Source organism: Spongiivirga citrea (assembly GCF_010671565.1).
Classification (GTDB): domain Bacteria; phylum Bacteroidota; class Bacteroidia; order Flavobacteriales; family Flavobacteriaceae; genus Spongiivirga; species Spongiivirga citrea.
Window position 1 is genome coordinate 608,367 of record NZ_JAABOQ010000001.1, and the last position, 13,081, is coordinate 621,447.

Annotated in this window: 7 protein-coding genes; 4 read left to right on the forward strand and 3 right to left on the reverse strand. The window is 36.5% G+C overall.

All coding sequences use genetic code 11. The features are described 5' to 3' along the window. Nucleotides 1-19 precede the first annotated feature (19 nt). Both GWK10_RS02760 and GWK10_RS02765 read right to left on the reverse strand, forming a co-directional pair. Nucleotides 20-1,555: a beta-N-acetylhexosaminidase gene (locus GWK10_RS02760; RefSeq protein ID WP_164029363.1), complete on the reverse strand. Its 1,536-nt coding sequence runs from the start codon at nucleotides 1,553-1,555 to the stop codon at nucleotides 20-22. 11 nt (nucleotides 1,556-1,566) lie between these two features. Beyond that, the gene (locus GWK10_RS02765; RefSeq protein ID WP_164029364.1) at nucleotides 1,567-2,445 is read right to left on the reverse strand and encodes an AraC family transcriptional regulator; all 879 of its coding nucleotides are present in this window, start codon (nucleotides 2,443-2,445) and stop codon (nucleotides 1,567-1,569) included. Between the two features lie 523 nt (nucleotides 2,446-2,968). Between GWK10_RS02765 and GWK10_RS02770 the strand changes: the two genes are divergently transcribed. The 4 genes from GWK10_RS02770 (at nucleotide 2,969) to GWK10_RS02785 (ending at nucleotide 11,771) form a co-directional block, all read left to right on the forward strand. After that, complete coding sequence (locus GWK10_RS02770; protein WP_164029365.1) at nucleotides 2,969-6,082, forward strand: SusC/RagA family TonB-linked outer membrane protein; 3,114 nt, start codon at nucleotides 2,969-2,971, stop codon at nucleotides 6,080-6,082. A gap of 2 nt (nucleotides 6,083-6,084) precedes the next feature. Next, entirely contained in the window at nucleotides 6,085-7,845 is a 1,761-nt protein-coding gene (locus tag GWK10_RS02775; protein ID WP_164029366.1) for a RagB/SusD family nutrient uptake outer membrane protein, read from the forward strand. Nucleotides 7,846-7,962: 117 nt separating this feature from the next. Beyond that, nucleotides 7,963-11,247 (forward strand): FG-GAP-like repeat-containing protein, encoded by a 3,285-nt coding sequence (locus GWK10_RS02780; protein ID WP_164029367.1) that lies wholly within the window; start codon nucleotides 7,963-7,965, stop codon nucleotides 11,245-11,247. A gap of 209 nt (nucleotides 11,248-11,456) precedes the next feature. Further along, a complete protein-coding gene (locus tag GWK10_RS02785; RefSeq protein WP_164029368.1) occupies nucleotides 11,457-11,771 on the forward strand; it encodes a hypothetical protein in 315 nt (104 codons plus the stop codon). Here the strand turns inward: GWK10_RS02785 and GWK10_RS02790 are convergent. Further along, nucleotides 11,768-13,075: a M20/M25/M40 family metallo-hydrolase gene (locus GWK10_RS02790; RefSeq protein WP_164029369.1), complete on the reverse strand. Its 1,308-nt coding sequence runs from the start codon at nucleotides 13,073-13,075 to the stop codon at nucleotides 11,768-11,770. The genes GWK10_RS02785 and GWK10_RS02790 overlap by 4 nt on opposite strands. Nucleotides 13,076-13,081: the final 6 nt, after the last annotated feature.

Genomic DNA, 13,081 nt, shown 5'->3' on the forward strand with positions numbered 1-13,081 from the left:
AATCGATAAAAAATTAACACTACCAATCTACCTTTGATGATTTGTAGTAATTAATATTCATTTTTTCAAAACGATTTTTAAAGCTCGCAAGTCGTGTTTTATATTCACCCCAGGACCGAAGACTATCTTGTGTCCAGCCTATTTCAGCGTATCCAGGTAGTCTTGGAAAAACCAAAAACTGCAACTCATTCATATTTGTCACAGTTTCTGTCCATAATGGCGCTTCAATTCCTAATATATTTTCTTTAGTAATACCTTCAACATAGGCCGCAGGATTCCAATCATAACCCGTATCAACTTCAACATAGCCAGCCCACTTTAAGCCAAGCTTTGTAATGGAATCATACTTCATGTCTAAGTACGCTTTTTTCGCTGGAGACATAATGAGTTTAACATTCTTCTCTACCGCTGTTTTAGCATTGTCTTCACTTGCCCAAAACTGAGCGATGGATGATGATTTGATATTTGCAGTTACTACTTCGTCCCATCCGACCATTGTTTTGCCATGTTTGGAAACGATGTCTTGTACTTTATCTACAAAAATTACATAATCGGCCTTCTTGGTCGCATGAGATTCATCACCACCGATGTGAAAGTACTTTCCCGGACTTATGGCCGCCAATTCTCTAACTACATCGTCAATAAACTTATAGGTTATTTCCTTATCTACGCAGAAAGAGCTAAAGCCAACTTTCATACCAGTATAAGGTTCTGGTGATTTTCCATCACAATTCAACTCAGGATACGATGCTAACGCAGCATTGGTATGTCCAGGCATGTCAATTTCAGGAATTATTGTTATAAACCTATCGGCAGCATATTGTACAATTTCTTTGTAGTCTTCTTGAGTGTAGTATCCGCCTTCGGTACCACCAACTTCGGTTTTACCTCCTATTTCGGCAAGCTTTGGCCAGGATTTTATTTCAATTCGCCAACCTTGATCATCAGATAAATGCAAATGAAGCACATTCATTTTAAACATTGCCAAATAGTCAATGTACTGTTTCACATCATCTACACTAAAAAAATGTCTTGAAACATCGAGCATAGCGCCGCGATATTCATAGTTAGGATAATCGATTATTTTTCCTGAAGCAATCTCAATTTTATTGGAATCAATAGTAGTTGGCAGTAGTTGTTTTATCGTTTGGATAGCATTGAAAATTCCAGAAGGATGATTAGAAGAAATGGTCATCACATCTTCTTCAATATTCAACTCGTAGCCTTCTTCTTTAAGATCATCATTAGTAGTTTTCTTTGAAAGAATTATCCCCTCTGATTTTGATTCATCTTCGTTTTCAGCAATACCTATGTTAATTCCGGTGATTTCTTTTAATTCCGCAGCCAAGGTTTGTGCTTGAGCTCTAAATTCTTGGTCTGTATAGATAACACTTTCTGAGCTTAGTAAGAATGAGCTACCCGTAGCCACCATACCAACTGGCTTTGGAATAAGGTTTTCCTTTGCTAAATCCATCGGTGTGGCAACTCTTTTTTCTTTACACCCCATAAATAACAATAGACTAAAACAGGTGATTAGTGTGGATACATTTTTCATGATTGCGTATTTTAAAGCACTCTTCGTATTCCCGAAAGCTCCTGACGGTATTGGGTGGGAGTGCGGCCTTTATTTCGTTTAAAAATCCTATTAAAGTTAGCTATATTATTGAAGCCACATAAAAAAGCAATTTCCGATATACTCAGATCTTTTTCCAATAACAACCGAGCAGCATAACCTATTCTAACTTCGTTAACATAGTCAACAAAAGTTTTTCCCGTTCGTTTCTTAATAAATCTATTAAAAGACACATTACTCATATTCACTAATTCCGAAACTTCAGTCAATGTGATCTTCTTTGAATAATTTGCTTGTACGAAGTCATAGACAAGCTTTATTTTGTCGCTATTTTCAAAACTTTCTCGATAGCCAACACTGGAAGAAATTAGTCGCTGATTTCGAGAAATAGCCATATCGTGTAGCACAGACATCATTTCAAGGAAATAATCCATACCATCTAACTTAGCCACTTTATGTAATCGAGGCTTAAGTTCTAATGCTGTTTTTTCTGAGAATGAAATTCCGTAAACACATCTGGCCAGCATATCTTTAATTGGCTTCATAATAGTTTTAGAAAGGAGATCTTCATTTAGCAAAGTATCATGAAACTGTACCATGATCTCGTGAATCTCCCCGCCAGCAAAATTTGCGTTGGTCCATCCATGTGGCAGATTTGGGCCGATAAGCACAAGACTTAAGCTACCCAACTCTTCAACGCTATCCCCTATAAACTGATGCACACCAGAGGCATTCGAAATCAAAAGCATCTCATATTCCGGATGAAAGTGCAAAGGAAAATCAAAATGGTCTTTTCTTCTGTCAAAAACTAGAAAGCTATCTTCTTTTTTAAGCTGGGTAATTTCACGATGTACTTTTCCAAATCCTATCATCAAAAAAAATTTAATTTTTTACCAGTAAATGATAAAATCATACCACAGCAATATTAACAAAAAATTTAATTTTGAAGAGCATTTTTAGATTCAAATTGATTAGAACTATTGAAAAACTAATCGAATTAGTAAATTAAAGATAAAGTATTTGAAAACCATATAGGTTTGAATTACCGAGTAAAATCAATTTTACAGTAAAATATGGTTTGTATTGCACATCCCGCAATTCAAAATACTTTCAAATCACCCAAAATAGAACTCCACAGACTGTTTTAGGTGTCTTTTTTGTGACAATTTCGACAAAATAATACTACAAAAAGCCAATTTAATATTGCTCTAAAAGTTTATTATTTCACATAAATATGACAAAATAATACTAAACTATAAATAGCTGATTAATTTAACTTAGTCTTAAGATTAATATCTTATCAAAATCATAATTACTGAATAATTTATATGTGAATTATTCAAAAATTATGTTAATTTTTTTAAACAACCATAATTCATTTCAAACAACTCTATTATGAAGAAAACCAACATTTTACAACTTCAAAAAACCTCCCCTCCCGACAAAGGAAGCCTAAAGAAAGTGCTGCTAGGCGTTTTCTTAATGCTCTTTTTTACAGTTACTGGTTTTGCCCAACAAACCATTTCTGGAACCGTTTATGATTCAGACGGAGCTCCTTTACCAGGAGCAAGTGTTGTAGTTAAAGGAACTACAACTGGTACACAAACTGATTTTGACGGTAATTATTCTATCTCAGCCGCTAGTGATGCTACCTTAGTATTCAGCTATGTCGGTTTTGCAACTCAAGAAGTAGCCGTTAATGGCCAAACTACTATTGATGTGACTCTTGCAGAGGCCGAGAATCAGTTGAGTGAGGTGGTAGTTACTGGTTATAGCACCCAAACAAGGGGTGATATTACGGGTTCAATTTCGTCCGTGGACGTTTCTGAAGCTACGAAAGCACCTATCGTGAATGCCGCTGAAGCTTTACAAGGGCGCGTAACTGGTGTTACTGTAGTTAATAACGGTAATCCTGGAGCTGCTCCAAAAATTAATATCCGCGGTTTTGGTACAAGTAATAATACCAATCCATTATATATAATTGACGGAGTGCAAACGGACAATCCCTCAGTACTAAACAGTATTAATCCAAATGACATAGCGCAATTCAACGTTTTAAAAGATGGTGCGGCAGCTATTTATGGTGCACGTGCATCCAATGGGGTTGTAATTATCACTACCAAAAGTGGTGGTTATAATATGTCTAAACCAGTCATTTCTGTGGATTTGTATACTGGTTTTTCTCAGGCTACTAATATTCCAGAGCTTTTAAATGCTCAACAACACGGTGACATGTTATTTCAAAGTGCAGCAAATGACGGTGTAGCTGCCTTCAGCCATCCACAATATGGGAGTGGTGCAAATGCAGTAGTACCTACTACTTTAAATGGATATACCCGCGTGGTGTCATATAATCCCATAGTTAGAGGACCAGCCTCTGCTTCCGTTACACCTGGGGGTACAGATTGGTTAGATGCAATTTTGGACACTGCTCCAACGCAAAGCGGTTCTATTTCGATTCAAAATGGTAATGAGACTGGCAAGTATTTAATGTCAGCATCTTTTTTAAATAGAGATGGAATTCAACGAACCACTGGATTTAAACAGGGAATTACTCGACTAAATTCAGAGTTTAAGTTAAATGAATACATTACTATTGGTGAACACTTAAGTGCATCGTTTTCAAATACTGTAAATGGAAATCAAGTAAATGGCGCATTACGGAGTAGCCCACTTATACCGGTATTTGATGATGAAGGTCGTTTTGCTGGAACAGGTGGAGCAGGTGGGTTAGGTAATGCTAGAAGTCCTGTTGCCCAATTAGAAAGAGGTGCTGATAACTTTAATAAACTGTTCCGTGTTTTTGGTGATGTTTATCTTTCTGCCAAAATATTTGATGGATTTACTGCAAAGACAACTATTAGTGGAAATATCGAATCATTTGATAGTAGATCTTTTCAAGCCTTAGACCCTGAACACGGTGAGCCTTTGGGAACCAATACGTTAACTGAACAAAGTATCAACAATTATAATTGGACTTGGACCAATACAGTTAACTACAATAAGACTTTTGGTGATCACAGCATAAATGCTCTAGCCGGTATTGAGGCGGTTAAAGAAGGTAGTAAAGGAAATTCAATATCTGTTGATGGTTTCCTATTTGAAACTCCTGATTTCTACTTATTAGAGAACGGTACGGGTACGCCTAATGTAGGTTTTGCTTTTGACGGCAGTAATAGTTTATTCTCAATCTTCGGTACGGCAAATTATTCGTACCAAGGAAAGTATTTTGCTACTGTTACGGTACGTAATGACAAATCTTCTCGTTTCTTAGGAGATAATCAAAGTCAGACCTTTCCATCTTTTAGTGCTGGTTGGTTGTTAAGTGATGAAGATTTCTTCCCATCTGATGGATTTCTTAATCGTGCGAAAATAAAAGCTTCTTGGGGTGAACTAGGTAATCAAACATTACCGGCCAATAACCCAACCGTAAACATATCTGCCTTAAGTTTAAACTTGGCAAACTATGCTATTAACGGAAGTACGATTGCCACTGGTGCAATTTTAAGAGATGTAGGGAACCCAAATTTAAAGTGGGAAACAAGTGTTACTACCAATGTTGGGTTTGAGTTGGGAATGCTAGACAATAAACTGTCTTTAGAGTTTGAATATTTTAATATTGAAACCGACGATCTTATAACAAGAGATTTTAGTTTAATTAGTTCCACCGCTATTGATGCCAGCGCACCTTTTGTTAATTTAGGAACGGTAAAGAATACTGGTTTCGACCTTGCTCTTGGTTTTAATGACCAAAGTGATTCTGGTTTCGCTTATGGTATTTCTGCCAATATTTCCGCGTATAAAAATGAGGTAACGGAGCTAATCAGTGATTTTCAAACTGGTGCATCATTTAGACCTGGTACGCTCACACGTACAGAAGTGGGTCGTCCAATATCATCGTTTTATGGATTAAACATAACGGGTTTTGATGCTAATGGAAGATTTACTTATGAAGATTTGAATGGTGATAATACCATAAATGCAGAGGACCGACAGTTCATTGGTTCTCCGCATCCAGATTTTACTTTTGGTCTTAATCTAAATGCGTCATACAAAGGATTCGATATATCAGCTTTCTTTAATGGATCTCAAGGAAACGACATTTACAATTACGAGAAGATATTTACTGATTTCCCTACCTTCGTTAATGGTAATAGAAGTGTACGAGTTTTAGATTCATGGACGCCAACAAACACCAATGCTATATTACCTGCATTAAGTTTGGGTGGTACTGGAGAAACTGCACCTAGTACATATTTCGTTGAAGATGGATCCTTTATAAGATTGAGAAATTTACAAATTGGATATACACTACCTTCTAATGTAACGGATAAAATTGGCATGGATAATCTTAGAGTTTATGTACAAGGCTCTAATTTGTTTACCATTACCGATTACGAAGGGTTTGATCCAGAAATAATTACAAATGATAACCTAACTCTAGGTGTTGATAGTAATATATTTCCACAAGCAAGAATAATAACCTTAGGAGTTAATCTAAAATTATAAAAATGAAAAAGAGAATAATTTATGTATTTATTGCATTCATAGCAGTATTTGCATGCAGTGATGATTTCACGACTATTCCTGCAGTTGGAGCTTTAAGTGATGAAGCAGTTCAAAATGAAGCAGGAGTTGACCTTTTACTAATTGGTGCTTACTCTACTTTAGATGGCAGAAGGAATAACGGTGCAGGTAATGGTTTTGCTCAAACCGGCGATAACTGGTGGTTAGATGTATTAACAGATGACGCTCATAAAGGAAGTACCGATGATGATCAAGCGGATTTGTTTGAAATGGAACGTATTAATTGGGATGCTTCTAACCCATATATACTGGGAAGGTGGTCATCTATTTTTGCAGGTATTAATAGATCAAATGCTGTAATAGCGTTGATAAATACTATTGAGGGTGCTGACTTGACCGGCAAACTTGCTGAAGCGCGTTTTTTGCGAGGACATTTCAACTTTGAATTACAGCGTATGTATGGGAATGTCCCTTATATATCTGATGAAAACTATGCGAATACTGAATTCAACCAGCCAAACCCAGGTCCAATTTGGGATCAAATTGAAGCTGATTTTCAGTTTGCCATTGATAATTTACCAGATTCACAGGCAGATGTAGGTAGACCCTCTTCTTGGACTGCGAAAGCCTACCAAGGAAAAGTGCATTTGCAACAATCTGAATGGGATCAAGCATCTACTCTATTTACTGATGTTATTAATAATGGTCCTTATGCATTGAATGGCGAGTTTTTCGACAATTTCTCGGCAGGTGGAGAAAATAGTGCCGAGTCAGTTTTTGCAATACAATTTACTGCAGATGCTGCTCAATCACCTAATGGTAATATCGGTGGGGTATTAAACTTCCCCAACCCTGGTCCTTTTGGTTCATGTTGTGGTTTTTACCAACCTTCTCAAGATTTGGTAAACGCATTTCAAACTGAAGACGGAACTGGACTTCCTCTGCTAGATACATTTAATCAAACAGATGTTTTTAATGATTATAATACGGATTCTTTTGAGCCTGCTCCAGATCCGTTACCAGATGATTATGTACCAGTTCCAACCCCATATACCCCGCATACAGGACCTCTTGATCCTAGGTTAGATTATACAGTAGGAAGAAGAGGAATAAATTACAATGGTTATGGTCGACATGTAGGCCAAGCTTGGATTCGTGCAACAGCTGCAGATATTTCAGGTCCATATTTGCCGTCTAAAAATGTATATCGCTCTGGGGAAGAAGGAACCAACCAAGGTACTGGGGCATGGGGTCAACAACATTCTGGAATTAACTACAATATTATCCGTTATGCAGATGTATTATTAATGGCCGCGGAAGCTGCCGTTGAAAAGTCTTCTCCTGATCTTGCCGCTGCGTTAGATTATGTGAATCAGGTACGTAACAGAGCTAAGAACATGACATATGTCGAAACTACGGATGCAGATGGTAATGTTATTAATACTCCTAATTATCAGATAGAACCTTATCCTGCTTTTGCAGACCAAGCTTTTGCAAGAAAAGCTGTTCGACATGAAAGACGTCTCGAACTTGGAATGGAGGGGCATCGTTTATTTGACCTGAGAAGATGGGGCAACGCTGTTGCCACCATGAATGCTTTTTATATAAATGAGGCTCGTACTATCACAGAGGGGAATTACTCTACAAAGTTCAATACCTTTGAAGCTAAACATGATTTATTACCAATTCCTGTTGATGCAATCGACTTAAGTGGAGGTGTTCTAAACCAAAATACTGGTTTCTAATACAATCGAATATTTAGCTATTAAAACAGGGTGTTTTTTCATAATACCCTGTTTTTTTTATTATAGACATCCACACTCTTATTAGTATATTGTTATTACTAAAATGCGCATATATCAATGAACAGATTTTCCTTGTTTACAATCTTAAGTTTTCTTCTTTTCTCGTCTTGCAACGAAGAGGGCAAAGACGTAAAAATTTTTAAAAAGCTATCGGCGAAAGAAACAGGAATCCAATTTGCCAATAACCTCGTCGAAAATGATTCAATAAACTATTTCACTTATGCCTACATATACATGGGCGGTGGTGTTTCTGCAGGTGATATAAATAATGACGGACTTATTGATCTATTCTTTACTGGAAACATGGTTTCTAATAAGCTATACCTTAACAAAGGAGGCCTAAAATTTGAAGATATTACTAAAACTGCAAGAATATCCGGTGATAAACGTTGGTATACAGGCTCCACCATGGCCGATGTAAACAATGATGGCTTTATCGATATTTATTGCTCTGTAGCCGGCAAAAATGGGAATAAAGAAAATCAACTATTTATTAATAACGGTGATAATACCTTTACCGAAAAGGCAAAAGAATATGGCATTGCTGACTTAGGTAATAGCGTTCAAGCTACCTTTTTTGATTATGATCTAGATGGTGATCTCGATCTTTACGTGGCCAACTACCCTCCTACCGCCTTCAATGCCCCCAATAGTTTTTACAGGTTTAAACAACAATATTTAAAAAACATTGAATCAGATAGATTATACAGAAACGACGGGGACACATTCACCAATGTCACTAGAGAATCAGGCATACGCAATTTCGGTCTTTCGTTAAGTGCAACCGTATCCGATATCAATAGTGATGGCTGGCCAGATATTTACGTGTCCAATGATTTTAGTACACCTGATTATTTCTTTCTTAATAATAAAGACGGAACCTTTTCTGAGAGTGTAAAAAAAGTAACAAAAAATACCTCGTTCTATGGTATGGGCGTCGACATAGCGGACTTCAATAATGATCTCCTTCCTGATATATTTCAGGTTGATATGAGCCCAAAAAACAACAGACGGGCAAAAGCCAACATGGCGAGTATGGACCCTGCTCTATTCTGGGGAACAGTAAATTCAGGTTTCCATTATCAGTATATGCAAAACAGTTTGCAACTTAACAACGGGGTTGTTAATGATTCGCTACCCGATTTTAGCAATGTCTCACGACTTGCGGGAGTATCATCCAGTGATTGGAGCTGGGGACCGCTTTTTGCCGATCTAGACAATGATGGCTGGAAGGATATTTTTGTTTCAAATGGAACAAGGCGCGAAATAAACAACCGTGACTACTTTCTGGCATTGGAAGGTAAAAAAATACCTAAAGATAGTTTCTTAGCAAAAAGTCTTGCAATTCCATCTGAAAAGATAGACAACTTTGTTTTTGAAAATAGTAAAGATCTCACGTTTGAAAAGGCAAATGATAAATGGGGAATCTCTTTCGAAGGGTTTTCGAACGGAAGTGTTTATGCCGATCTTGATAACGATGGTGACCTCGAAATTGTTCTAAACAATATCGATGATAAAGCAGTAATATTTGAAAATATAAGTTCGGATAACACCAATTACATCTCACTTAAATTTGAAGGATTAAAAGGAAACACCAATGGACTTGGGGCTAAAGCCTATATCTACGCAAATGGCCAATCGCAATTTCAAGAATTGACTCTAACCAGAGGCTTTCAGTCTTCAGTGGCGCCGCAAATGCATTTTGGTTTGGGTAAAGCGCAAATAATAGATTCTATTAAGATAGTTTGGCCCGGAGGTAATTTCCAATTACTAAAAAACCCAAAGATTAATGAACTATTGGCTCTCAACTACTCAAATAGTCTTGAGAAAGAAAAGCAAAATTTAAAAAGCAACACACTTTTCGCAACAGTTAAGGACTCACTAGTCGCGCCAAAACATCTTCATATTGAAAATTATTTTGACGATTTTTTAAATGAAATTCTCCTACCTCATCGAACCTCAATGTTTGGACCAGGACTTGCTGTTGGCGATCTTAATGGAGATAATAAAGATGATTTTATTGTTGGTGGTGCTAAAGACCAACCAACTGCAATCTTTTTTCAACAAGAAAAGGGTTTCGAACTTCAAAACATAAGTGTAATTGAAAATGACAAGATCTATGAGGACTTAGGCACAGCATTATTTGATGCTGATGGCGACGGAGATAATGACATTTATGTAGTAAGTGGTGGTAACGAGTTCTCATATAATTCCGAGTATTTACAGGATCGTTTGTACATTAATAATGGAAAAGGTGAATTCGAAAAAGTTTCAGATGCGCTACCAGAAATGATTACAAGTGGTTCTCGAGTAAAACCATATGACTTTGATAAAGATGGTGACCTCGATCTTTTTGTTGGAGGTCGACTTATTCCAGGCAATTATCCATCTCCAGCCAATAGCTACATATTAGAAAATATAAATGAAAATGGGAATTTAAAGTTTAAGAATATTACTGATGAAATTGCGCCAATGCTTACCAAATTAGGCATGGTAACAGACGCCACTTGGACTGACTATAATAACGATGGTCAAATAGATCTTATCGTTGTGGGAGAATGGATGCCGATTACCATCCTAAAAAATAACAACGGTGTATTCGAAAATGAAACGGAAAACTTAGAGCTAGACCAATCTAACGGTTGGTGGTTTAACATTGAAAAAGCCGATTTTGATGGTGATGGAGACGAGGATTATATTGTAGGAAACCTGGGCTTAAACTATAAATACAAAGCAAAAAAAGACGAAACTTTTGATATTTATTTCGATGATTTTGATGGAAATAACAAAAATGATATTGTGTTGAGTTATTATAATGACGGCGAACAATTTCCTGTACGAGGCCGCGAATGTACATCGCAACAAATGCCCGCTATTAAATCTAAGTTTAAAGACTATGAGTCTTTTTCATTAGCTACCATGGATGATATTTATTCTGAAGATAAGCTTGAAAATTCACTGCATTATCAAGTAAAGTCATTTGCAAGTATTTACCTTGAAAATACTGGAAACGGGTTCAAAAAACATCAACTTCCTAATCTTGCACAGTTATCGTCTATCAACAAATCATTAATCAAGGATTATGATAAGGACGGGAGTCTTGATGTTTTGATAGCAGGTAACCTTCATGCATCCGAAGTTGAAACTCCAAGAAATGATGCATCAAACGGATTACTTTTAAAACAAAATAAATCTGGTGATTTTTACCCAATTTCAACCTCAAAATCCGGTTTTTATGTCCCGGGCGACGTAAAAGATATTGCTGAGATTATGGTTCATGATCAACTCTATATTATAGCGGCTAAAAACAATGCTTATTTACAATTTATTCGTCTTAATTAAAGAATAATTTCTAATTAATTTAGAGTGGAAAGAAGTAAGATCCTGATTTTTTATCAAAATTAGTACTGTCCATGCATCGGAAAAATTAGCATAAAAATCTTACAAAACACATATATATTCGATGAAATACACTTTTTGAAGTATTTTACCTACAAATAAATACAAATTAAATTTTACATTTGTTTTCCCAACCAAAAATCTTACTTGTTATGAAACGTGTATTTCCATTGCTGCTTTTTGTCAGCAGTGTTTTGTTTCCGCATTTGGCAGAAGCCAAACACAATTTTCTCTTATTAACCTTATTCTCAAGCCCAACCGCTTCTGAAGCACCACAGCCAACCTTGTTTGTACAACATGCAGCCAAAGTGGCCTCATCAAACGAGATTACCATTTTATTATCTAGCGGAGTTCTTGTTGCAATTAGCTTACTAGTTTATGTTATTTATCGAAACAAGATTCTTAACAAAAAATTCCACAAGCTTAAAAAAGAGCTTTATGGTGAAACGATAAAATTAGAAAGTTAATTTTCTGAATTTATTAAGCGATAAATTAATAACGCAGCTCTTTTAGTAAGTGTTTCAACAGTATTTAAGTTCACTGTTTCTTGAGGAGTATGGGCATCTGTTCCCATTGTTCCTAATCCGTCTAGGCAATCGACATATTGTGCTACAAAAGAGATATCAGCAGCACCTCGACCTCCTGGGTCATAGGCTTTAACACGACCTTGACCTAAATCTTTACTAACTCTATCGAGTGCTTTTAGTAATTTTTCATTTCCAGGAGTAGGTCCCATTGCCGGGTAACTATCAGTAAACTCAATTGTGGCCTTAGTCTTTGGTAGATTATCAGCAACGATTGCTCTCATTTTAGTTCTCGCCTCTTCTTTTTGCGCTTCTGATATAAATCTAAGCCCTCCTTTTACAACTGTTTTCTGAGCAACGACATTACTCTTACCAAAAGCGTTGCCACGGCTTGCATTATAGTCAATAGACAAATCCGTCCCACCCATTATAATTCCAGGATTAAACGTCAAGTATTCTGGACCTTTCACTTTGGTATAAAACTCATTGAGAATACGGGACATTTCAAAAATAGCTCCTGCTCCTACACGCTCATTAAAAATACCTGATGAGTGTGCTCTAAAACCAGAAACCTCTACCTTCCACCCACTACTTCCTCGTCTTGCAGTAGTAGCATCATTATATCCCGTAGATGTTTCAAAACCCAATGCAATATCACTGCGCTTTGCGGCATCAATTAGTGGTTTTCGGCTTATACTTAATGGCTTTCCTGTACTTTCTTCATCGCCCGTAAATGCCACAATTATTTGCGCATCTTTCAATAGCTTATTTTCTTGTAAGGCTTTAAGCGCGTATAGAATAACAACATCTCCGCCTTTCATATCATTTGCTCCTGGACCTTTTGCTATACTATCATTCACTTTTTCAAATTGCTGAAAGGGACTATCTTCTTCAAAAACGGTATCCAAATGCCCTATTAAAAGTATCTTTTTTCCAGTATTTCCTTTATGCTCAGCAAATAAATGTCCAGCACGTTTCATGTCCGTTGGCATATCAATCCAATTTGCGGAGAAACCAATATCATTAAACTCTTTTTGAAATACCATACCAACTTGCTTTACTCCTTTTAAGTTTTGAGTACCGCTATTGATATTGACTACTTTTTCTAAAAATTGAAGAGCTTCTTTATTATTACGTTCGATCGTCTTAATGATCTTACGTTCTTTTCTAGAAAGATTTTTTTGTGCAAAAAGTGGCTGAATACATAAAAATGAAACAACCACCAAAAGAAGAGTAAACGACCTCATGTCAAA

Coding starts and splice junctions, on each gene's coding strand:
- GWK10_RS02760 (WP_164029363.1), bottom strand. CDS start 1,555: ATGAAAAATGTATCCACACTAATCACCTGTTTTAGTCTATTGTTATTT.
- GWK10_RS02765 (WP_164029364.1), bottom strand. CDS start 2,445: ATGATAGGATTTGGAAAAGTACATCGTGAAATTACCCAGCTTAAAAAA.
- GWK10_RS02770 (WP_164029365.1), top strand. CDS start 2,969: ATGAAGAAAACCAACATTTTACAACTTCAAAAAACCTCCCCTCCCGAC.
- GWK10_RS02775 (WP_164029366.1), top strand. CDS start 6,085: ATGAAAAAGAGAATAATTTATGTATTTATTGCATTCATAGCAGTATTT.
- GWK10_RS02780 (WP_164029367.1), top strand. CDS start 7,963: ATGAACAGATTTTCCTTGTTTACAATCTTAAGTTTTCTTCTTTTCTCG.
- GWK10_RS02785 (WP_164029368.1), top strand. CDS start 11,457: ATGAAACGTGTATTTCCATTGCTGCTTTTTGTCAGCAGTGTTTTGTTT.
- GWK10_RS02790 (WP_164029369.1), bottom strand. CDS start 13,075: ATGAGGTCGTTTACTCTTCTTTTGGTGGTTGTTTCATTTTTATGTATT.